Genomic DNA, 25,442 nt, shown 5'->3' with positions numbered 1-25,442 from the left:
TCTCCTTCTGCTGGTGGGACGGGCCGTCAGCTGCCCGTCGCCATGTGGGATCTGTGCGTGGCTACCGCGGCCTCGAGAATCTCGCCGGCGCGCACGGCCAGGGTCGACAGCAGCGACGAGCTGAGGCCGTGGCTGTGCTCGACTCCCCCGCTGAGGAAAATGCGGCCCTCCAGCCCCGGCACGCGCAGGCTGTAGTCGCGCGCCACGAGCGGCTCGTCCCCGTCGAGCGCGGCCTCGAGGTCGATGCCGTCGCCGAGCAGGCCGCGCGGGTCTGACGGGCGGAAACCGGTGGCAAAGACCACCGCGTCGACCTCAAGCGGCGTACGCGCACGGTCCCCAAGGTCGCGCAGCGCGGCGACGACACCCCCCGGGCCCTCGCGCAGGCTCTCGACCTCGGTGACGCGGTGCACGAACAGGCGCCGCACGCCGCGCAGCTTCTCGTCGTACTCCCGTCGGTAGAGGTCGTCGATGAGCTCGGCGTCGACAGCGGCGTAGTTCGTTGACCAGTGCCGCCGCAGCAGGTGCTGTTTGACGTCGGGTGGGGCGGTGTAGTAGTCGTCGACGGAGGCGGGGTCGAAGATACGGTTCGCATACGGGGTGTTGTCGGAGGGCACATAGCCGAAGCTGCGGATGGAGGCGTGTACCTCCGCCGCCGGGTAGGTGTCATACAGGTAGGCGGCAACCTCAGCGGCGCTCTGCCCAGCACCCACGACGAGGAACCGGGCGTGCGGCGTGGAGGGGAGCCGGTCGAGGCTGCCGAGCAGACCGTGGTTGTGGAACACCCGGGGGCCGGCCTCGATCCCGTCCGGGAGCAAGGGGCGCAGCCCGGTCGCTACAACGACCGACCGCGCCCGGACCCCCTCGCATCCGCCGCCGCCCGACACCATGACGGTGAAGGCCGCGCCGTCATGGTCGACGCGCGTGGCCCTCGCCCCGTAGGAGACTGGCACGTCCACACGCGCGGCCGCCCACGCCAGGTAGTCGCGGAACTCGAGCCGGGTGGGGAAGAAGCTTTTCAGGTTGATGAAGTCGCTCAGGCGCCCGCGCTCGTGCAAGTAGTTCAGAAAGCTATACGAGCTGGTGGGCGAGCGCATCGTCGCAAGGTCCTTAAGGAAACTGACCTGCATGGTCGTGCCCGGCAGCAGCATGCCGTCGTGCCATTCGAACCTCGGCTGGGCCTCTATGAAGCGGGCGGTCACACGGTCGGCGGCAGGCCGGGCGCCGTTGCGCTCTTCAATGGCGATTGCCAGGCTCAGGTTGGCCGGCCCGAAGCCGATACCGATGATGTCGACCACATCGGGGTCGCGCGGCGGCTGCACGTCGACAACCGTGCGGTCAGTGTTGGCACCCGGCGCCCGGGGTAGCCCGTGCTTCTCCATAGACACCACCAGCGCTCATTTCTTCGGCAGTAGCAGAGTACGGATCTTGAACATCCACGCAAGAATGGGGAAGCGTTGTCCTCACGTCTTCGATGTTCCGAACTAACGCGCTGCAGCCGGCCAGGAAGCAGGATGACCATCGTATTCGGCGCCTCCGTCCGTCCGTGGGTTCCCGCGCCGTTCCCACCTCCTCGCTTCGTCGAGATGTTCCGGATCCCGAGATGAAGAAGTTTTCATCGCCGTCAGCCGACGGCCGACTCCTCGGGCTCGGCGAGAAAGTCGAGGACGAGCCGGTTCACCGCTTCGGGCTGCTCGAGATAACCGTAGTGTCCCGTGTCGGACACCTCAACATACCGGGCAGTCGGGACGATATCGGCAAGTTCGCGTCCGAGGTATGCCGGGATCATCAAGTCGTCGGCGAAACCGATCACCAGCAACGGCCGGATGATCGCCCTGTACGCCGCGCCACGATCTCCGAGCCGTTCGGAAGCGCCGAGTTGGCCACGCTCGCCGGACGACGCCGGAGCCGCGGAGTACTCCATAACCGCTAGCCAGTCGTTCGCTTTCGTCTCATCTCGCAATGTCGCGGGCGATAAGTTCAGCAGAGCACCGACCGCTGCCTTATACGCCTTCGGCAGCACGATCGACTGGTCGAACAACTCCTGCTCGCCCCGGGTGAGCATCTGTCCGACGTCGTCGATGCGTGCGTGACCACCCATCGCGACCGCCCGGCGCACAAGGTCGGGGCGCTCGAGGAGCAACTCCTGCACGACCCGCGCTCCGAGCGAGGTTCCGATCACGTGCGCCGGGGCGCCGAAGCGCTCGATGAGCGCGGCGAGATCGTCCACGAGCTCCGGGACGACGATGTCGGGGCACGACGTGGCAGTCTGCCCGGGCACCGGGCTGATGCCCCGGCTGTCGTAGGTGACGACCCGGTACCCCGCCTCGACGAGGGCGGGCACCTGGTGCGGCGCCCACACCTGCCCCTTCGCTCCCGTTCCCATCACCAACACGACGAGGGGGTCGGCAGCATCGCCATACTCGTCGTAGCGCAGGGTGATTCCGTTCACGAGCATCGTGGGCATTGCGTCTCCTTGTCGGGGAGGGGCGGGAAGATCGCGCAACCGGTCGTCATACCCGCCCGTGGTAGACGAGATTCACTCAGACGACTCGGCATCATCGTTCGTCGATGCCGCCAGCACCTCAAGCCAACGTGACACCCGTTGGTCTTCAGCGAGCGTCATGAAGTCGATGCCCTCCGCACCGGCGCTGCGCCACCGTTCGACCAGTTCCATGAGCCGGACGGAGTCCATTCCCTGTTTGCGCAGGTCGGCGTTCCGATCCACCTCTTTCACCTCGATATAAAGGACATCGGCGACGTCGGCCAGTACTCGGTTATCGCTGATCTTCATGATCCTCCTCCGGGTTACCGAAGCCGCTGTTCCAGACGCCCGCCTCTGTCGGGTAGGACGTCAACGTCTCAAGCGCCTGCACCCACAGCTCTCGCAGTTCGACCACTTCCGCCTCGCTGAGAATCCCCGCCGCATAAACGATGTTGCCCCTCAACGTCCACTCGTTGTTCTCAGCGTTCTGTACAGCCACCAAAGAAATGTCCAACACGGCGAGCAGAGGCATCGTCCGGTCCGCGGAACCGACGATCCCAGGAGCCTCGGGGGCCATCTCCCATGCGCTGTCCCTCACGGCGCCGCCGGGGCCGAACTGGCCGAGGTAGTTGAATCCGATCTGTGGCACCACAGCGTCGACCAGACGGCCCGCGCCCTCAGGAGCGAGCTCTCGGAGCACCCCGTAGCCGATGCCGCGATCGGGTACCGCCCGCAGTTGCTCATTCACGTGCCTCACCACATCCGCGGAAGCTCCCGGATCCGTCAGGGCCGTGACGGGATCGATGTCGACGGTGTCCAGTCCGACTGGGAACCACGTCGTGAACCACCCCACAGTGCGGGAAAGATCACTGCCGGGCACGAACGTCTCTTCGCGCCCGTGACCCTCAAGTCCGATCAGCACACGCCGATGACCGACCCCTCGCCTCGCCCGCCATGCCCCGACAGCGATCGTCAACGAGCCGAGCAGCACATCGTTGATCTCGGCCGCCAGTGCACCAGGCACCTCCTTCAGCACTGGGCCGGCGACTCTCGCGGGCACTTGGATCATGAGCACCTTCGCTGTGGCGCGCGTGTCGAGCGCCGCGTCCAGCGCACGGGAACCCAGCAACGGATCATCCGTCGTGACGGTCTCGGCCCAGTAGTCTGTCTGCGCCCTCACATCCGGCTCAGCGCCGCGGCCCGCGAGCATCTCAGCCCAGTTCAGCAGGCTCGTGCCTACTGGCAGCAGTGGCTCAGCAGTGCGGCCGGTCTCCAACTCCCACGCCTGCCGAAGATCATCCCCAAGAACTCGCCACGACACCCCATCGACGACCAGGTGATGCATCACCAGCAGTAGACGGCTTGTCGCATCGGCAGAACCCGTGTACCAGACCGCCCGCCACAGGACGCCGGCGTCGAGGTGCAGAGAACGCGCCAGTTCCTCCACACGTGCACGATTGCCGCTGCGCCACGCCTGATCCGGCCACGCGGGCCCCAGCGCTTCGATCACCATCCGATCTTTCGCGACTTCAGGAGAGCGGGCAGGAACCTCGAACCGGAAGGATCCGTCGGCATCTGCCACGAGGCGACCACCCAGAGCCGCATGATGCGCTACGACCCGGTTCAGCACGCGCAACAATGTGTCGTGCGTCATTCCGGCTGGCACCACGAAAGTCACCGCCTGCACCAACGTCGAAAAACCGGGCAAATCCACTTCCTTGTTGGCGATCGGCCACAACCTGGAGGATCGCAGATCCTTCAGGGGGGCGGTGTGCTCCGTTGCCAGCTCCGAATGGCGCGCATCAGAAAGACGAGCCAGCCCGGCCACCGTCCGTGTCGAGAACACGTCCGCGGCCGAGATGACGACACCCATGCGTCGCATTCGGGATACCAACTGGATCGACAGAATGCTGTCCCCGCCCAGCTGGAAGAAGTCATCCTCAACCGACAGCCCCGCTCCGTCGCTCAAACCCAGCAGGTCGCGGACGGCGGCCAGGATATCTCGTTCCGCGTCGGTCTCGGGTGCACGCCCGTGGGCGGTCGACTGGCCGAGATCGGGGGCGGGCAATGCGTTCCGGTCGAGTTTGCCGGTTGTGGTCAGCGGGAACGTCTCAAGCCGATTGTAGGATGCCGGGATCATGTAGTCGGGGAGGTGCTGCGTCGCGTGCTCGCGGAGCGACCGGCGGAGTGCGTCATCACTGGCATCGACGCGGGCGGTGGTGACATAGGCAGCGAGGAACTTCCCTCCGGAAGGATGGTCCGCCGCGATGACCTCAGCACGCATGACGTCCGGATGCGCCTCCAGCACGTCACGGATCTCCCCTGGCTCGATCCGGTACCCGCGAATCTTGGTCTGCTCGTCGACACGACCGAGGAAATCGATACGCCCCTCGTCGTTCCACCGGGCCAGGTCGCCCGTGCGATACATCCGCACCCCCGGCTCCCACGGACACGCCACGAACCTCTCAGCGGCGAGAGCGGGCTGCTCCCAGTAGCCGCGCGCATTACCCGCACCCGCGAGATACAGCTCACCGGGAACACCGGGCAGGGCAAACTGCAGATTCTGATCCAGGATGTACGCCCGAGTGTTGAAGATCGGCGTACCCACACTCGGGTTCGAGCTGTCGGCGAGATCCGCACCGAGCGCATTGATCGTGTACTCGGTCGGCCCGTACAGGTTGTACGACTCCACACCCGGGGCATCTCGCAACTGCTGCCACAGCCGCTCGGGCACCGCCTCACCGCCCAGCGACACGAACACCACGCCCGTCGCGTCCGCCGACACCGACCGACCCGCCGGCCGGTCACGCTCCAGCAAACCCTCATCCACGAGCACCTGCCCGTACGAGGGAGTCACGTCGAACCCATCGATGCGCTGATCGTCGTAGTACGCAAGCAGCTGCTGCGGATCCCGACGCATCTCCTCATTGATCACATACACCGAGTGACCGTTAAGCAGCCAGAACAGCTGCTCCCACGACGCATCGAACGAAAACGACGTCGTATGCGCGATCCGCATCCGCCGCCCGCCCTGATGAGCCACCACACGGTCAAAGATCTTCTCCACATGGTTGGCATACATGTTCGTCAGACCCCGATAACCGACCGCGACACCCTTCGGTCGACCCGTCGAACCGGACGTGAAAATGATGTACGCCAGATGATCCAGCGACACCTCCCCCCCGCGCTCGGCCACAGTGACCGGCCCATCCGCCAGCTCCGCGACCCGCGCCCGCACCACCACATCGTCAAGATTCACCACCCGCCCCGCCGCAGGCCCGAGCCGTGCCACATCACGATCAGTGACAAGCGTGACCGTCGGACCCGCCACCTCGAGCATGTAACCGATCCGCTCATCGGGCAGCTCCGCATCAACCGGCACATACGCCGCACCCACCGCGAACACCGCGAACATCGCGATGACCATCCGCTCATCACGCGGCAGCAGCAGCGCAACCCTGTGCTCCTGGCGCACACCCCGCTCCAGCAACAGCCGCGCATACCGGTTCACCTCCGCGGACAACCCCGCAAACGTGAAACTCCGCGCACCCGCAACCAACGCGATCTCCCCCGGCGACCGCAACACCTGATCACCAAAAAGACCCGCAACAGTGACACCAGCCAACTCTGCTGGGCTTCCAGTCGTCCAGGCTTCGAGAGCGGGTCTCTCTTCCGCGATCAGCAGATCGACTTCGGCGATGGTCCGGTTCGGATCCTCGGCGATCGCGCCGAGGATCTTCTGAATCACGCCGAGGAAACGCATCGCCGTCTTCTTTTCGAAGAGATCGGTGCTGAATGTAAGCAATACGGATACTCCGGCGTCGGAGTCGACCAGGTAGAGATCGAGATCTCCCTTGACGGCACCCAGCCCCACCATGCGAGGCCGCACGACGAGATCCCTGGCCACCGGTTCCACTCGGCGTCCGGTAACACGCTGGTAGGTGAGCATGACCTGGAAGACCGGATTTCTGCCGACGACCCGATCCGCAGAGATCGCCGTGACGATCTGATCGAAAGGCGCCGCCTGGTGCTCGAAGCCATCCAGCACGGTCTGCTTCACACGGGCGAGAACATCGGAGAACGTATCGCCGGGGAAGTATCTGTGGCGGAGGGGAATCGTGTTCACGAAGTATCCGACGACGCCTTCGAGGCCGTCCTCGGTACGACCACCGACTGGTGCGCCGAGAACGACGTCGTCACTCGCGCTCATGACGGATATCGCCAGGGCCACGGCAGCCTGGGAGATCATGAACATCGTGACCCCGTACCCGTCTTCGACGCGCCGCAGATCAGCCACGACATCGGATGAGATGGTCAGGGACACATCTGCCGCACGGTACGTCGGTTCAGCCGGCCGGGGCCGGCGGGGGCTTATCGTGGATTCACCCGGAGCGTCCGCCAGGGCGTCTGCCCAATACTTCAGATGGTGATGTAGCGCGGACTCCGGATCGGTGGGCTGACCGAGCACGGCCTGCTGCCATACCGCATAGTCTGCGTACTGTATCCCGACCGGCTCCCACGTCGGCGCGTTCCCCTGGCTTCTTGCCGCGTAGGCGACGAAGAGATCTTCCAGCACCGTCGGCGTGGACCATTCATCTACGGCGTGATGGTGCACCGCAAGAACGAGAATCCACTCTCCGACCTCCACGCGTAGCAGACCGGCGCGAACCGGGATATCCACGGCGAGGTCGAATCGGCTCCGCACGAGTTCCCGAAGACGTTTGTCGATCGCGTCCTGTCCCGCCCCGATGAAGTCCTCAGGAATCAGAGGCAGGCGCAGGGCTGCCTCCTCATCCGTGAGGATCACCTGATGGAGCTGCCCGTCGTCCCCCACGATCAACGTCCGCAGCGCCTCATGTCGAGTCACGACATCCTGCACCGCCAGCCTCAGGGCAGTCTCGTCCAGTTCTCCGGACAGGTGCCGGATCAGAGGGACGACGTAGCGAGCCCCCGGGCCGCCCATCTGCTCGATAACCCAGAGGGAGCGCTGCCCATATGTCACAGGCAGCAGTTCCGGACGCGGCAGATCACCTACTCGCGGTACGCGGGATACGGTCTGCGAAGCTCCGTCGACGACACGCGCCAGTCCTTCGATCGTGGCCTGTTCGAAGATATCCCGCAGAGTCAGCGCCGAACCCAGCGCGGCGTTGGCCCGCGCGACGACGCGTGTTGCCAGCAACGAGTGACCACCAAGACGGAAGAAGTCATCGTTCGCCCGCAGACTGACCTCACCCCCGAGACTCAGCACCGCACGGAACACTTCCGCCAGCGAGCGCTCCGTCGGCGTCTGGAGTGCACGCCCGTCGGTGCCGGTGATCTCGCTGAGATCGGGGGCGGGCAATGCCTTCCGGTCGAGCTTTCCGTTGACCGTCGTTGCGAAGGAGTCAATTCGGGTGATCGTCGTGGGGATCATGTAGTCGGGGAGGTGCTGCGTCGCGTGCTCGCGGAGCGACCGGCGGAGTGCGTCATCACTGGCATCGACGCGGGCGGTGGTGACATAGGCAGCGAGGAACTTCCCTCCGGAAGGATGGTCCGCCGCGATGACCTCAGCACGCATGACGTCCGGATGCGCCTCCAGCACGTCACGGATCTCCCCTGGCTCGATCCGGTACCCGCGAATCTTGGTCTGCTCGTCGACACGACCGAGGAAATCGATACGCCCCTCGTCGTTCCACCGGGCCAGGTCGCCCGTGCGATACATCCGCACCCCCGGCTCCCACGGACACGCCACGAACCTCTCAGCGGCGAGAGCGGGCTGCTCCCAGTAGCCGCGCGCATTACCCGCACCCGCGAGATACAGCTCACCGGGAACACCGGGCAGGGCAAACTGCAGATTCTGATCCAGGATGTACGCCCGAGTGTTGAAGATCGGCGTACCCACACTCGGGTTCGAGCTGTCGGCGAGATCCGCACCGAGCGCATTGATCGTGTACTCGGTCGGCCCGTACAGGTTGTACGACTCCACACCCGGGGCATCTCGCAACTGCTGCCACAGCCGCTCGGGCACCGCCTCACCGCCCAGCGACACGAACACCACGCCCGTCGCGTCCGCCGACACCGACCGACCCGCCGGCCGGTCACGCTCCAGCAAACCCTCATCCACGAGCACCTGCCCGTACGAGGGAGTCACGTCGAACCCATCGATGCGCTGATCGTCGTAGTACGCAAGCAGCTGCTGCGGATCCCGACGCATCTCCTCATTGATCACATACACCGAGTGACCGTTAAGCAGCCAGAACAGCTGCTCCCACGACGCATCGAACGAAAACGACGTCGTATGCGCGATCCGCATCCGCCGCCCGCCCTGATGAGCCACCACACGGTCAAAGATCTTCTCCACATGGTTGGCATACATGTTCGTCAGACCCCGATAACCGACCGCGACACCCTTCGGTCGACCCGTCGAACCGGACGTGAAAATGATGTACGCCAGATGATCCAGCGACACCTCCCCCCCGCGCTCGGCCACAGTGACCGGCCCATCCGCCAGCTCCGCGACCCGCGCCCGCACCACCACATCGTCAAGATTCACCACCCGCCCCGCCGCAGGCCCGAGCCGTGCCACATCACGATCAGTGACAAGCGTGACCGTCGGACCCGCCACCTCGAGCATGTAACCGATCCGCTCATCGGGCAGCTCCGCATCAACCGGCACATACGCCGCACCCACCGCGAACACCGCGAACATCGCGATGACCATCCGCTCATCACGCGGCAGCAGCAGCGCAACCCTGTGCTCCTGGCGCACACCCCGCTCCAGCAACAGCCGCGCATACCGGTTCACCTCCGCGGACAACCCCGCAAACGTGAAACTCCGCGCACCCGCAACCAACGCGATCTCCCCCGGCGACCGCAACACCTGATCACCAAAAAGACCCGCAACAGTGACAGCCTGAATGTCTCGGTACAGATCGGCGATGGTGCCGGTGCGAGGCTCGACCTCGTCGGGCAACAGCGCCGTCAGCTCGCCGACGTGCGCGCGCGAACGGCTCGCGATCGCGTTCAGCGTCGCAACGTAGCGCTCCAGGATCTCTTCGGCGCTGGCCGTGTCGTATGCGTCGCGGCGGTAGGAGAGCCGTACATGCACGGATGCGGATCCTGCCCGCTCCCATACATTCACTGCGAACGTCACCGGATAATGCGTGGCGTCATCCACGGCGGAGCCGACCACTCGGACGCCAGCCCAGTCACGTTCGTCGCGCACCTGGAAGGGCAGGTTCTGCACCACGAACAACGTGTCGAAGAGCGCTGGCATACCCGCAGACGCCTGAATGCTCGTCAGCGCGGTGTCGGGATGGTCGATGACGAGCAGCTGCTCCGACTGCACTCGCGCGAGCATCTCCTGAGCCGTCTCGAACGGGCTGAGACGCACGCGCATCGGTACCGTGTTGAAGAGCACCCCGATGGTCCGGTCCGCGTCGGGAAGCTCCGGAGGGCGACCGGACACCGTGTTGCCGAACACCACGTCATCGCTGCCAGTCAGGCGGCTGAGGGTGACAGCCCAGGAAGCCTGCAGGACTGTACCCACCGTCACCTGCGCAGTCCGCGCGGCGCCGTACACCGCAGCAGCCGCCGACGGATCAAGATCGTAGTGCAGGTCGCCCGTGTCGATCTGCCCCGCACTGAGATCGCCGCCCTCTGGCCAGAGCATCGTCGGGCCGGACAGCTCGGCGAGGTAGTCGCTCCAGGCGCGGGCGCCGGTCTCCGGATCCCGACCGTCGAGCCACTCAAGATACGAACGGAATGACGCCGGTTCGACGCGATCCGCGTACCCGGGATCCGCGTAGATCGTGAGGATCTCCTCGAACAGGGCCTTCAACGACCAGCCGTCCAGCAGAATGTGCTCAAAGCACATCACCAGAATCCAGGAATCGGTCGACCGCTCGATGAGGGTGAACCGGATCAGCGGTGGAGTCTGGAAGTCGAAGGGCTCACGTCGCTCGGCTGCCAGGAAATCACCGATGTTCACACGGAGTTCGGACCACTCGGTGAGCGGGATGATGCGGAACGGCGCGTCCGCGACGGCGGGGATCACCTGGGCCTCACCCGAGGGCACGAAGGCGGCACGAAGGTTCGGGTACCGGCCGAGCACGGCCCGCACCGCACCCTCCAGCCGGTCAGGGTCGACCGCGCCTGACAACTCTCTCGTGGCCTGCGATACGTAGGCGTTGTGGTCGTCCGACTCCTGCGCGCGCACCATGTGGTAAAAAATGCCGCGTTGCAACGTGGACAGCGGGAGGATCTCGGCGGTCTTGCCGTAGAGGGCACGGATGCGCTCTTCCTCCTCCCGCGAGATCGTGAGACGGTCGGCTCGACGAAGACGCAGCCCGCCTGGCGACTGCCTCGACAACGTGAGCGCGAAATCGATCTGGGCGGTCACGGTGGCGATCTCCTCCGCCAGCGCATGCGCGTCCAGGTCGATACCGGGGGCTGTCTCGACCTCCACCCGGACTGTTTGCGGCTCAGCTGCCGGGCCCGGGTCGATCAGGATGCAGATGTCGAGCTGGATTGCATTGTCTGCGGAGATCGCGGCAACCGTCGCGATACGCTCCGCCGCGCTACGGAACACGCTGATCCGGATGCGCGGGAGAGGCAGATCGTCGAAGAATCGGCTGAGTTGCGGGCGAGCGCGCAGGGACGCGTAGTCAGCCGCACGCTCGAGGCTCAGTGCAGGTGGCGAGTGGGTGGCGCCTCCGTTCGAGGCGGTTGCCGGTTCACCGAGAAGTACTGGGTAGCTCCAGACTGTGAATGCGTCCGCGGGCTCGCGCCGTTCGACGACCAGCTGGCGTTCGCCGAGCGTCCGGGTGAGCGTCCGGGTGATCGCGCCCCACGCATCGAGTTGCGTTGTACCGCTCAGCTCACGCCGTCCGGAGATCTCGGCAGTATGTGTCGCGAAGGCCGGTGCTTTACCAGCCTTCGACGGCAGGCTGACATCTCGCAGCGCGGCGAGCTGGTCGATCCAGTCGTCCCAGAAGGGATCCTCCAGAACGGTGCTGAGCTCGGCGTCTGTCCGTTGATCGCTGTCAGCTCGCGGTGTCTCGATCACCAGCCGGCTCTGTGCGCCGTAGCCAGCGACAAGCTCGGCGAGCAGCGCTCCGACCGCGTCGAGGACCTCGACGTTGTCGTGTGCAGCGACCAGTTCGCCGCTTCCGTCGTCGAGCACCCGCAGCTGCATCCCGCCGTCGCCCAGCGCGAGAGCGGCGTGATCAACGGCAGCACGCCACAGCACGGCATCCTGGATGTCGAATGCGGGAAGCGCAAGACGGAAGACTGGTCGCTCCTGGTCGGAGGCCGCCCCGTGAAGCCTGGAGTCGAGAGCGGCCTGCACCATTTCCGCAAGATGGACGGACGCAAGCCCTGGATGCCGCGCGCCGAGGGTCAGAAACAGTCGCGTCTTCTGTAGCAGCCGTGACGAGGTGGCTTCGGAGAACAGTTCTCTGGCCGCGTTCAGGTGCAGAGCCAGAGCACCGTCGCCACGCCTCGCGATGGAGTAGACGAGGTCGAAAAAGGCGGGTCGGGTCGGACCCGGTCCTCCGGTCGCGACCGGTACGTAGGGGACGAAGGTCGCGGCTGGGTCCGGCTCTGGATCACTCTGGTCGAGATAGTCGGCCATCACCTGGAAGAGAGGGCTGATCCCGGGAGTACGCACCGGCTGGATCGCTTCGACGACAGCGTCGAAAGGCACGAGCTTGCGCTCATTCGCCTCAAGCATGCGCTCCCGCATGCTGGTGAGCGCCTGTCCAAACCCCTCCATCTCGTCGATGTCGGAGCGGACGACGACAGTGTTCACGAAGTAGCCGATGAGGTCGCTCAGCTCCGATAGATCGCGCAGGCTGGCAGGTATACCGATCGGCACCGTGGTGCCGGTCCCCTCGCTCCAGAGGGCGAGGGTGAGCGCGGTCATCAGCCCCTGCAGCGGTGTCGCCCTGCGCTCGACGAGTAGGGCATCCAAGGCGCCGACTTCATCGTCGGACAGCACAACGGTCGCCGGTCGGACCGTGCGCGAGTCGGTATCGGTGCGCGGGTAGTCGATCGGCAGCGGAGTTTCCGTGGGAATATCTACGAGCGCACCGCGCCAGTACTCAAGTTCATGCCGATGGCGCGAGTCCGCATCTCGGGAGTCGCCGAGCGCTGCCCGGTGCCAGAGCGCGAAGTCCGCGAACTGCACGGGAAGCGCAACCAGCTCGGACGACGCGCCGGACACCTCTTCGCGATAAAGAGCGTTCAGATCGCGGAGGAAGGGTGCGAATGATTGCTCGTCGGTAACGATATGGTGCCCGGCGGCAACGAGCAGATCGTCTTCCTCCCGGCGGAGGAGACAGAATCGGAGGCCGTAGTCAGACGCGAGGTCTATGGGGGCGGCGACGAGTTCGGCAACTCTCTCATTCGCCGCCGACGAGGGGATCCGCTCAACCGTGACGAGTGCCACGCCCGGTTCCGCGGCTGGGTGGATCCTCTGGTGCAGTTCGACGGCGTCTTCGTCGAGCACGAAGGTTGTGCGCAGGATCTCGTGCCGGGCGACGAGACGACGAACGGCCGATTGCAGGGCACCGACGTCGACCGGTTCGCGTGATCGGAGGGTCATAGCCATGCGGTAGATCGTCTTGCCGGCAATCTGGTCGGTTACCCAGAGTGCTTGCTGTCCGAAAGAGGCCGGGAGGTTCGCGGGCCGCGGTAGATCCCCGATCCGCAACGCTGGAATCGTCGAGACACCCGAGCCTTCGGTGACGATCTCGGCCAGGCCCGCGATCGTGGGATGGTCGAACACATCCCGCAGACCCAGCCCTGAACCAAGGATCGCGTTCACCCGGGCAACGACCCGCGTCGCCAGCAGCGAATGCCCCCCGAGCCGGAAGAAATCGTCGTCCACGGACAGGGATATGCCCTCCGGGAGAGCGAGCACGTCACGGAACACCCCGGCCAACGCCAGTTCGGTGTCCGTTTCCGGGGGCCGGCCGCCACCGGACCCGGCAGCCAGATCAGGGACGGGGAGCGCTCGACGGTCGAGTTTCCCACTCGCGGTCGTGGGAAGCACACCCAGGCGGGTGAACGACACGGGAACCATGTACTCCGGCAGAAGCGCGGTTGTGTGTTCCCGCAGCACCACGGCCAGCACAGCCTCCTCCGCCGGCGCGGCCGGGGTAACAGTGATGTAGGCCGCGAGATATTTCCCCCCGGCAGGATGATCGAGAGCGGTCACCGCGGCACCCGAAACAGCCGGGTGCCGTTCCAACACAGCACGGATCTCCTCGAGTTCGATCCGGAACCCACGCACCTTCACCTGGTCATCGGACCGACCCAGATACTCCAACTCACCCCGGCCGTTCCACCGGGCCAGATCCCCCGTCCGATACAACCGCCCACCCGACCCACCGAAAGGATCAGCGACGAACCTCTCCGCCGTCAGCCCCGCCCGGCCCACATACCCCTCCGCGAGCTGCACCCCACCCAGATACAACTCACCGGCCACCCCCACCGGAACCGGACGCAGCCACCCGTCCAACACCCGCACATAGGAATTCGACACCGGACGGCCGATCGGCGTCGAATCCGCGTCGACGCGCAGACCGGCGATGTCGTAGCTGGCGATCTCGACCGCCGCCTCGGTCGGCCCGTACAGGTTGAACAGCCCCGCCCGGTCGAACACCTCCCGGGCGCCGACCGCCGCCGCCACCGGCAACGCCTCCCCCGTGAACGACACCAGCCGCACACCCGGGAACGACCCCGCCTCCACCCCCGAATCCAGGAACGCCTGCAACATCGACGGCACGAAATGCACACTCGTCACCTGGCGTTCCCGCACCACACCGGCGATATAACCCGGATCCCCATGCGCGTTGTCACGGGCGACCACGACCACCGCCCCGACAACCAGCGGGAGGAAGAACTCCGGCACCGACACATCAAACGTGAACGGCGTCTTCAACAACACCCGATCCGACGACGAGAACCCCAACACCTCCCGGCCCCACACAAGCCGGTTCACCACCGCCGCATGCGACACCGCCACACCCTTGGGCCGCCCCGTCGTCCCCGACGTGAACATCACATACGCGGAATCGTCAGGACTCAGAGGACGCGGCAACACCGGCGCCTCGGGGTCGCCGCGTTCTATCCGGCGACGAACAGCACCCTCATCGACGACCACCGTGGCAACACCCGCGGCTGCGAACACGCCCGCCTGAGCCGCCGCCGTCGCACCATCAGTGATAGCCACCCGGGCACCGGAATCCTGCAGGATCGCCGCCACACGCTCCGCCGGATACCCCGGATCCACCGGCACATACGCAGCACCCGCACGCAGCACCGCAGTCAGGGAAATCACCAGGTCCACCGAACGCGGCAAAGCCACCGCGACCCGGCTCCCCACCGTCACACCCCGCCCAGCCAGAAGCCGGGCCAGCGCGTTCACCCGACCATCGAACCCCGCATACGTCAACACCCCACCATCCGCGTCATCCACCACCGCGACCGCCCCCGGAGAACGCACCACCTGCCCCCGGATCAGCCCATCCACCGTCACCGCCGGAACCACCACCCCCGCACCCACCGACCACCCACCCACCGACGAGACGTCGGTGTCGAACAGCACCTGAAGATCGGCGATCCGTGTTTCGGGGCGGGCCGCGATTGTGGTGAAGGTTCGTTGTAGGAGAGCGAGGAAACGCTCCGCGGTGCCCGGGTCGAACAGGTCAGTGGCATAGCTCAGGGACCCGGTGAGGGTGTGCTGGGCCTCGTCCACGTAAATGTCCAGGTCCGTCTTGACCGCTCCGAGGGAAGCGCGTTGTTGCCGAGCGGTGACTCCGGGGAGATTGAGCGGGTCGGGCCCGCCGGACAGGTTCTGGTGGGTGAGCATGACCTGGAAGACGGGGTTGCGGGCAACGGACCGGTCGACGCCGACGGCGGACACGATGTGCTCGAACGGTGCGGCCTGGTGGGCGAGCCCATCCAGCACCGTCTGCCGGACGCGCCCGAGGAGTTCGCTGATCGTGTCGTCGGGTCGGAGCCGGTGGCGCAGGGGGAGGGTGTTGACGAAGTACCCGACCAGGTTCTCCAGGCCGTCCTCAGTGCGGCCCCCGACCGGGGAACCGATCACTACGTCGTCTCCTCCGCCGAGCGCGGAGACCGTCAGCGCGATCGCGGTCTGCACGATCATGAACATGCTCACGCCGTTGCGCTGCGCGGCGCCCCGCAACCCCGCCACAGTCTCGGACGCGACGGCGAACTCGGCATCACCGCCCTGGTGGGTGGGCTCAGCAGGGCGAGACCGGTCCAGGGCGATCGTGGATTCCTCCGGCGCGTCAGCGAGGGCATTACGCCAATAGCTCAAATGCCGAGCGAGTTCGGAATCCGGGTCGGCGGGATCCCCGAGGATGTCTCGTTGCCAGATCGCGTAGTCGGCGTACTGCATTTTCAGCGGCGCCCACCCCGGCTCACGACCGGCCGACCGGGCCTGGTATGCGGTTGACAGGTCCCCCAGCAGCACCGGCAGCGACCATTCGTCAACCGCATGGTGATGCACCGCCAGCACCAGTACCCACTCCGTGCCAGCCTCCCGCAACAAGCCGGCACGGAAGGGAATGTCTGCCGCCAGGTCAAACCCCCGCCGCACGAAGTCTGCGATCCGTTCCTCTGCGGCGTCACCCCCGGAACCGGAGAGATCCTCCGGGATCAGTGTGAGGCGAACGCTCGCGTCCTGGGCAGGGACGACCACCTGGCGCAGCCGCCCGTTGTCTTCCACGATCAGGGTTCGCAATGCCTCGTGCCGGGTGACTACATCCTTCACCGCAGCATCAAGTGCGCTGACGTCCAGTTCTCCGGACAGGCGAAGCGCCATTGGCACCACATACCTGCCCCCCGGCCCGCCCAGGCGATCAATTACCCAGAGTGCTTGCTGTCCGAAAGACGCCGGGAGGTTCGCGGACCGCGGTAGATCCCCGATCCGCAACGCTGGAATCGTCGAGACACCCGAGCCTTCGGCGACGATCTCGGCCAGGCCCGCGATCGTGGGATGGTCGAACACATCCCGCAGACCCAGCCCTGAACCAAGGATCGCGTTCACCCGGGCAACGACCCGCGTCGCCAGCAGCGAATGCCCCCCGAGCCGGAAGAAATCGTCGTCCACGGACAGGGATATGCCCTCCGGAAGAGCGAGCACGTCACGGAACACCCCGGCCAACGCCAGTTCGGTGTCCGTCTCCGGAGGCCGGCCGCCACCGGACCCGGCAGCCAGATCAGGGACGGGGAGCGCTCGACGGTCGAGTTTCCCACTCACGGTCGTGGGAAGCACACCCAGGCGGGTGAACGACACGGGAACCATGTACTCCGGCAGAAGCCTGGCCGTGTGTTCCCGCAGCACCACGGCCAGCATGGTTGCGTCCGCCGGCGCGGACGGTCCGGTCGTGACATAAGCCGCGAGGAACTTCCCCCCGGCAGGATGATCGAGAGCGGTCACCGCGGCACCCGAAACAGCCGGGTGCCGTTCCAACACAGCACGGATCTCCTCGAGTTCGATCCGGAACCCACGCACCTTCACCTGGTCATCGGACCGACCCAGATACTCCAACTCACCCCGGCCGTTCCACCGGGCCAGATCCCCCGTCCGATACAACCGCCCACCCGACCCACCGAAAGGATCAGCGACGAACCTCTCCGCCGTCAGCCCCGCCCGGCCCACATACCCCTCCGCGAGCTGCACCCCACCCAGATACAACTCACCGGCCACCCCCACCGGAACCGGACGCAGCCACCCGTCCAACACCCGCACATAGGAATTCGACACCGGACGGCCGATCGGCGTCGAATCCGCGTCGACGCGCAGACCGGCGATGTCGTAGCTGGCGATCTCGACCGCCGCCTCGGTCGGCCCGTACAGGTTGAACAGCCCCGCCCGGTCGAACACCTCCCGGGCGCCGACCGCCGCCGCCACCGGCAACGCCTCCCCCGTGAACGACACCAGCCGCACACCCGGGAACGACCCCGCCTCCACCCCCGAATCCAGGAACGCCTGCAACATCGACGGCACGAAATGCACACTCGTCACCTGGCGTTCCCGCACCACACCGGCGATATAACCCGGATCCCCATGCGCGTTGTCACGGGCGACCACGACCACCGCCCCGACAACCAGCGGGAGGAAGAACTCCGGCACCGACACATCAAACGTGAACGGCGTCTTCAACAACACCCGATCCGACGACGAGAACCCCAACACCTCCCGGCCCCACACAAGCCGGTTCACCACCGCCGCATGCGACACCGCCACACCCTTGGGCCGCCCCGTCGTCCCCGACGTGAACATCACATACGCGGAATCGTCAGGACTCAGAGGACGCGGCAACACCGGCGCCTCGGGGTCGCCGCGTTCTATCCGGCGACGAACAGCATCCTCGTCGACGACCACCGTGGCAACACCCGCGGCTGCGAACACGCCCGCCTGAGCCGCCGCCGTCGCACCATCGGTAATGACCACCCGGGCAGCGGAATCCTGCAGGATCGCCGCCACACGCTCCGCGGGATACCCCGGATCCACCGGCACATACGCAGCACCCGCACGCAGCACCGCAGTCAGGGAAATCACCAGGTCCACCGAACGCGGCAGGACCACCGCGACCCGGTCCCCGACCGTCACACCCCGCCCAGCCAGGAGGTGAGCCAGAGCGTTCACCCGCGCGTCGAACTGCGCATACGTCCACTGCGCGCCATCCGCGTCATCCACCACCGCGACCGCCCCCGGAGAACGCACCACCTGCCCCCGGATCAGCCCATCCACCGTCACCGCCGGAACCACCACCCCCGCACCCACCGACCACACACCGGCCGCCGTGGTATCGGTCGAAGAGGGAGTGGTCGTGAGATCGGCGAGTTCGTGCAGTGTCCTGCCCGCAGGGCCATCGAGGAGGTGACCGAGGAACACGCCGAACGCCGCAGCATGCCGACTGGCCGTTTCTGCCGGCACGAGCGGAGACCGGCCGGAAACATTCATCCGCAGGCCCCGCCCCGGACTCCCATAGACGGAGAGATCCAACACGCCGGTCGGCCCGGGATTGACCAGCTCAATCAGCCCCGGAATCCCCCCGAACACCGGTGCCGCCCGGAATATCTTGATGTTGACCGAGGGCAGCGACAGGTAGGAAAGCTCGCCTCCCGTCCAGAGACGGGCAAGCTGATGATCCTCGATCGCGGAATTATCCCGTAGATCCCGGACCTGCGACCCCACCACCGACAACACCTCGCCGAAGGTGGCACCCGGGCGCAGAGCGGTCACGACGGGCAGCGCGCGGGCGACCGCACCCGGCACACGCAGCGACTCCGGCTCACCGCGCATCATCGACGGCACCCGCACAGCGAGGTAGTCCCGGTTCCCGGCAAGTGCCGTATACAGCCCCCACGCGGTGATGACGAGATCCGTCCACGTGCTCCTCACCTGCCGCGCCAGCATACGCAGACGATCATCGGCCCCCGCCGGAAGCGCCACGGGAACAGGCCGGTACGAAAACGAGAACAGATCAGCAGGCGCGCTTCCCGCAGGCTCGGAAAACACGTCGACAGCAAGCACATCACGCCAGTAACCAACAATGTCGGACCCACCCGGCGTCGATGCCGACCCCGCGACGAGATCCTCCAGACGACCGAACCACCTCGGCGGCGCAGGGGTCGCATCGACCGCAGCCGAGTACAGCTCCGCGACCCGGCGGATATAAAGAGACGTGCTATACCCGTCAAGCAGAAGATTATTCGTCGTGAACGACCACACCCACCCCCCACCGGCGCGTTTGAACAGCGTCGACGACGTGAGATCCGCAACCGCCGAAGATTCCCGCGCACTCACCCCGGCGCGAACCACGGCCCGGATCTCCTCATCGGTGAGCACCTCCTCGGGAACCACCGTCCGCAGAGACAGCCTCCCACCAACCGACTGCGAAGGAGCCCCGTCATCGTCATAAACGACCACCCGCAGCGCCTCCGTCTCCGCGAACGCCCCACTCACCGCGTCAGCGAACACCCCGGCATCGACAGGCCCGTCAAGCCACACCAGGTCGCACACACAGAACGCGGCAGAACCGGGGAACAACCGCTGCGCCGCCCAGTTCCCGCGCTGGGCAAACGAAAGAGGCAACCGCTTCCCACCGCTCACCCCCCGACCGGAAGGCACCGCTTCCCCAACCGATGGACTCCCCGCATCCTCACGGGAATCCCCGCTCATCGCGAACCCTCACCGCGCTGACCATCCATACCACCAGTGTAAGGTAACCTAACCTAAATTTACACGGATTGACGAGACTCGCATCGACGAGACACTCGCGAGAGATGCCCGAGAGCGGCAGCACGTACTTCACAAGAGAATGCCCGCTTAGCACCTGAGTTCGGTCACTGGTTCGACTTTGATGATCGCTTGATGCGCTGAGCTGGAGTCGTAGGTGCGCGGTGGGCTTTTCTGCGGAACTAATGCCGCAGCAGCGAAAGTTCACCTCATCCCTACCCGTTCGCTCCAGCTTCCTGCCCGGCCCGCCATGCCGACCAAAGCGCGGCATACGCCCCGCCGGCGGCGATCAGCTCTGTATGGGTTCCTCGCTCGGCGATACGGCCGTGCTCCATCACTACGACCAGATCGCAGGCGGCGGCCTGCGAGAGCCGGTGCGCGATCACCAGTCCAGTGCGTCCGGTCAGCGCAGCGTCGGCGGCGCGGTCGAGCAGTCCGGCATACGCGGAACCTGCCTCGGCGGTGGCCTCGTCGAAGATCGCTAGTTCCGGGTCGGCCAGCACCAGGCGAGTGAGCGCCACCTGTTGTTCCTGTGCGGCGGTCAGCTCGTACCCGCCACCACCGAGCACCGTGTCAAGGCCGTCGGGCAGCAGGTCGAGCATCCCCGCGGCCTGGGCCACTTCCAGCGCAGCCCCTACCTGGCCGTCGGTGGCATCCGGCGCGGCGAGGGTGAGGTTGTCGCGCAACGTCCCCGCGAACACGTGCACTTCCTGCGTGATCATCACCGTGCGCTCCGGTCGGGCCACGGTCCCGGCGCCGGGCCGGTGAATGCCGGCGATCACCGTGGCCAGCGTCGACTTGCCCGCACCCGACGAACCCACGACGGCGACCCGCTGACCGGTGGGGATGTCGAGGGTGACATCGGCAAGTACGCGGGGGCCGGCCCCGTAGTGGAAGGAGACCTCGCGGAGATGGACGCTGCTGCTCGTTGCGACGCCTGGCGCGTCCACGACGGGGATGGTGGTGACTCCGACCATGCGGTTCAGCGACGCGAGGGCGGACTGCAGAGTGTCGATGACGAACAGCAGCTGGTTGACCGGGTTCAGCAGGCGTAGCACGAGCAGCATGGCGGTGGTCGCGCCCCCGACAGTCGAGGCTCCGTGGTCGATCAGGACGAAGCCGACGACGAGCACGGCGGCCAGGCTCAGGCACTCGCCGAAGTTCAGGCGGGTGTTGAGCATGCTCTGCACGGTGCGCGCCCGCAATGCCTGCACCGATACGCCCCAGGAGGTGGTGGTCACGGCGCGGTGCCGCTGCTCGGCAAGCCTGAATCCGAGGACGGTGGCGTGGCCGCGCTGCGATTCCAGGATCTGCTGGGCACGCGCGCTCATCGCCGCACGCTCGGCCAGGTACACCCGCGGGCCTGTTCGCAGGTACCACCGCATGGAGAGCAGGTATACAGGCAGCACGACGGCGAGGGCGGCGGCGTAGGGCCATTCCACCGCGGCGAGCCCGCCCAGCGACATGACGATGGTGAAGGTCGTGACGGTAAGCGCCGGGATCACCGCGGGGGCCGCATCGGCAACCGCGGTGACGTCGTCGCTGGACCGCGAGATCAGATCCCCGGTGCCGGCGGACTCGACGACATGCTGCGGCAGCGTGAGGGCACGGGAGACCAACTCCTCCCGCAGCCCGGCGAGGATGGTGTGGTACATGCGAGTAGCCAGGACGATTGTCGCCGCCGTGCCAGCGGCACCGAGAATGGCCGAGACCGCCATGATCGCCGTGACGATCAGCACGGTACTGAGCTCGGCGGTGCCTTCCTGGACCCGATCGATGAGGAACCCGATCGCGACAGGTCCGATCAGGTCGATGGCGGTGCTTGCGATTCCCAGCACCACGAGGGCGGCCAGACTGCGTCGATGCCCACGGCTGAGCCGCCACACCTCCCGAGCGGTCTCACGTCCGCCCGCGACCGGCAGCGCGTGCTCTGTCGTCGCGGATCCCCCGGTCGTCGTCGCGGATCCCCCGGTCACAGCGCCGCCCTTCCAAGCACCGGCATGTTGTCGAGGAGGTCGACGACACGGTCGCAGCACCCAAGCAGGGCCGGGGACGAGGCGATCAGCAGGGTTGAGCGATCTGTGCGGATACCGACCAGCCGCTTGGCGATGGTCTGCTCGGTCACCGAGTCGACGGCGGTGGTCGGGTCGTGCAGCACCAGCACCGGAGTGTCGGTCGCGAAGGCTCGAGCGAGCGCAACCCGTTGACGCTGGCCACCGGACAGGCGATTGCCGTTCTCACCGACGGGAGTGTCGAGATCGGCTGCGAAGTCCTCACAGGCAGCCGCCCACACTGCACTGTCCATTTTCTCGGGCAGGCAGGCGGTGACGGCGAGGTTGTCGCGGATGGTGCCGGTGAACAACGTTGCCCGATGAGGTGCGGCGGTGACCAGGGAACGGTACTCCGCTGGGGTCAGTTCGTGCGCCGGCCGGCCGTCGAGACGCACCTCGATGTCGTTGGCGGCCCACGGGTTCAGCAGCGCGTCAGCGATGCGGGCGGCGATCCGATCATCGGCATGCACTCCCACCAGCTCACCGGGCTCCACCCGGATTGACGCACCGGGCACGCCGACATCCAGAACGTCGACATACGGCGCGGAAAATTCCTGGACAGGCGGCGGCGTGCACCGCTGTCGTATCGCGTCATCGTGCCCGGATGCGGCGGTGCCCTCGTTCCTGAGCACGTCCATGATTCGCGCGGCGGAGGCGCGGGCGCCCGCGAGATTGGGGATGGAATAACTCGCGATCGCCTGCATCTGTGGCAGCAGCGCCTGGGTGAGACCACCCGCGGCGATCAACTCACCGACGCTCAGCTGCCCATTCACCGCGAACCAGCCCGCCAGCCCCGTCACCGCGGCGACGAACACGCCATTTACCGCACCGGAACCCACAAGAAACCTGCCGAGTAGCCCTGCGTTGCGCCTGGCGCCGACCAGGGTCTCCCTGCTGGCCTGCCGGTATCGCCTGGTCGCCTCGGCCTCGGCGCGCACGCCCTTGATCACCCGGTACCCGGCGACCAGATCGGTGGCCCGTCCAACGGTGTCAGCGAGGAGATCCTGGTATTCGCGGGTGTCGCGGGAGAGACGTTCGCTCAGGAGGCCCATCAACCAAACCGCCACGGGCGCGCCGAGCAGCACCATGACCCCGAGCGGCCAGTGCATCACCAGCAACGAGACAGCGATGAACATTATGGCGGCGACCCTCGAGATCGGCAGAACCACGAGCATCCCGGCGTTGGCCAGGCGGAAGACGTCGTTGGTCATGGCCGAGACCACATTGTCCGCCGGCGCCCGCGCCGCGCTGCCGTCGGAATGCAGCACTCTGGCCGAGAGTGTCGCGCGCAGTCGGTGCTGCAACAACTGGACCACATACGTGTTGAGCCGATTCGTGAACCTGGCCGCCGCCGTCAGCGCTACGTACAAGGCCACCAGCGCACCGAGCCAAAGCACCAGTTGCCCAGCGTTCCCGGTCACGAGCGCCCGGTCGATCGCGAGCCCCATCACCACCGGCACAGCCGACTCGCCCACCTGCCACACGATCGCCAACAGCATCGCGGGGATCGTGATGCGTGGCAGCGAGAAGATGATGCGCGCCACGAACTGTCCGGGACGATCACCATCCCTGACCTCGAACGACTGGACATCAGGAGGCTCGGGCGCAGCCTGTCCAAGCACCGGTAGCCACCGCGTCAGAGGTCCTCGCCCCAGCTCCATCGGATCGGTGCGCATCAACGGCCCTCCCGCACGCCTTCGCCACCGCGGTCACGGCCCAGCGGCACCACCGCAGGAGTGCCCGCCACCGGATCGGGCACCACCAGACAGCGCAGGCCGAACACCTCCTCGACCAGCTCGGCCGTCACGATCTCCGACGGTGGCCCCTCGGCGACCACGGCGCCGTCCTTCATGGCGATCAGGTGCGTGGCGTAGCGAGCAGCGTGATTCAGGTCGTGCAGCACGGCGACCAGGGTGTGGCCGACATGGTGCAGGTCGGTGAACAGCTCCATCAGTTCGATCTGATGGGTGATGTCGAGGAACGTGGTCGGCTCGTCCAGCAGCAGGATGCTGGTGTGCTGCGCGAGCGCCATCGCCACCCACACCCGCTGTCGCTGGCCTCCCGACAACTCGTCCACCAGGCGGCCGGACAGGTCAGTGACCGCGGTCTGGTCCATCGCCCTGACCACGGCCCGCTCGTCGGCCTCGGTCCACTGCCGGATGAAGCCCTGATACGGATACCGACCCCGAGCCACCAGGTCGGCTACGGTGATCCCGTCCGGGGCGATCGAGGTCTGCGGCAGCAGGCCGACCCGCCGCGCCACCTCCTTCGTCTTGTACGACTGGATAGCAACACCGTCGAGGACCACCTGACCCGCGGACGGCTTCAACAGCCGCGACAGGCCGCGCAGCAGAGTGGACTTCCCGCACGCGTTCGGGCCGACGACGACGGTGAACGACTCGTCCGGAATGGACACCGACAGGCCCTCGCTGATGATGCGCCTGTCGTAACCGATCGTCGCCGACTCCACGCGCAGGCGTGAGCCGCCGGGCGGCGGAACATGAGTGGGTACGTCTCTCGCCACCGCAGGATCGAGGACGGTGTCGGTGTTCATAGGCGTCTCCTGGCTTCGGTGAAAAGCAGATACCCGAGGTACCCACCGCCGAGAATGACGGTGATGATCCCCACCGGCAGGGGAGTCGGGGCGACGTGCTGGGCGAGGTAGTCCGCCACCAGACACAGCAGCGCGCCGACGAAGGCGGCGGGTGCGAGGGTTATCCCCGCAGTGCGGACGAGGCGGCGTCCGATCTGCGGCGCGACCAGGGAGATGAACGCGATCGGCCCCGATGCGGCCGTGACGATCGCCGTCAACGCCACCCCCACCACGACCATGCCGAGGCGGGCGGGCGAGACCCGCACCCCTTGGGCGGCGGCGGTGTCGTCACCCAGCTCCATCTGCCGCATGGGCCGGCTCGACATCGCAGCCAGCAGCAGAAGCACAGCGATGCCCACACCACCGATGGCCACCTGATCCCAGGACACCCCGTTGAGCGATCCGGCGCCCCACGCGGCGGCTGCAATCGCCTGTTCCAGGTCGGCTCTGAGTATCAGCCAGGTGTTGAGCGAGCCGAGCATCGCCGAGACGCCGATGCCGACAATGATCAACCGGAACCCCTGCGCCCCTCGCCGGTAGGCGAGCAGGTACACGGCGATGGCGGTGGCCATCCCCCCCAGCAACGCCCCGAATATCAACTGCACGTAGGTGCCGTTGACGAGGAGGATCACGATCAACGCACCGGTGTAGGAGCCCTGGGAGAACCCGATGACGCTGGGGTCGGCGAGCGGGTTGCGCAACATCGACTGGAAGACCGCCCCGCTCACCCCCAACGCGGCACCGAACACCAGCGCCGCAACCACTCGGGGCGCCCGCCACTCGATCACGATGTCGTGGACCAGCCCGGTCTCCCCGCCGACCAGCGCGGAGACCACCTGCCCAGGGCTGAGCCGGTACGAGCCCGTCATCAGCGCGAGCACCGCCATGCAGGCGACCGCGACCGCGAGCACCGCGCAGACGATGACCGAGCGCCACTCAAGCCGGACCGCGATCCTCCCTCGCCGCAGCACCAGCACCCGCCGCCCGAAATCCACCCGCGCCCCGGGAGCCCTTCCTGTTGAGCGAAGGCGCGTTGATCCGGACCGAGAAGTA

The 25,442-nt window shown here is 66.5% G+C and carries 8 protein-coding genes; all 8 read right to left on the bottom strand.

The window, feature by feature from the left end; genetic code table 11:
• Positions 1-26: 26 nt before the first annotated feature.
• Positions 27-1,319 (bottom strand): lysine N(6)-hydroxylase/L-ornithine N(5)-oxygenase family protein, encoded by a 1,293-nt coding sequence (locus ACG83_RS12830; RefSeq protein ID WP_054566609.1) that lies wholly within the window; start codon positions 1,317-1,319, stop codon positions 27-29.
• A 302-nt stretch (positions 1,320-1,621) separates the two neighbouring features.
• Entirely contained in the window at positions 1,622-2,464 is an 843-nt protein-coding gene (locus tag ACG83_RS12825; RefSeq protein WP_054566327.1) for an alpha/beta fold hydrolase, read from the bottom strand.
• A 72-nt stretch (positions 2,465-2,536) separates the two neighbouring features.
• Positions 2,537-2,791 (bottom strand): phosphopantetheine-binding protein, encoded by a 255-nt coding sequence (locus ACG83_RS12820; protein WP_054566326.1) that lies wholly within the window; start codon positions 2,789-2,791, stop codon positions 2,537-2,539.
• Positions 2,775-19,619 carry a non-ribosomal peptide synthetase gene (locus ACG83_RS12815; RefSeq protein WP_161934747.1) on the bottom strand — a complete coding sequence of 5,615 codons (16,845 nt, stop codon included), beginning with the start codon at positions 19,617-19,619 and terminating at the stop codon, positions 2,775-2,777. Before ACG83_RS12815 ends, ACG83_RS12820 begins: the two co-directional genes overlap by 17 nt.
• 341 nt (positions 19,620-19,960) lie before the next feature.
• Entirely contained in the window at positions 19,961-21,721 is a 1,761-nt protein-coding gene (locus tag ACG83_RS12810; RefSeq protein WP_054566324.1) for an ABC transporter ATP-binding protein, read from the bottom strand.
• Entirely contained in the window at positions 21,718-23,472 is a 1,755-nt protein-coding gene (locus ACG83_RS12805; RefSeq protein WP_054566323.1) for an ABC transporter ATP-binding protein, read from the bottom strand. Before ACG83_RS12805 ends, ACG83_RS12810 begins: the two co-directional genes overlap by 4 nt.
• Positions 23,472-24,350: an ABC transporter ATP-binding protein gene (locus ACG83_RS12800; RefSeq protein WP_054566322.1), complete on the bottom strand. Its 879-nt coding sequence runs from the start codon at positions 24,348-24,350 to the stop codon at positions 23,472-23,474. The genes ACG83_RS12805 and ACG83_RS12800 overlap by 1 nt, the downstream gene beginning before the upstream one ends.
• Positions 24,347-25,384, bottom strand: coding sequence for an iron chelate uptake ABC transporter family permease subunit (locus tag ACG83_RS12795; RefSeq protein ID WP_054566321.1), 1,038 nt, complete (start codon positions 25,382-25,384; stop codon positions 24,347-24,349). Before ACG83_RS12795 ends, ACG83_RS12800 begins: the two co-directional genes overlap by 4 nt.
• Between the last annotated feature and the right edge of the window lie 58 nt (positions 25,385-25,442).

It is taken from the genome of Frankia sp. R43 (genome assembly GCF_001306465.1).
GTDB classification, from domain to species: Bacteria; Actinomycetota; Actinomycetes; order Frankiales; family Frankiaceae; genus Parafrankia; species Parafrankia irregularis.
This window is presented reverse-complemented; position numbering and strand designations above follow the sequence as displayed.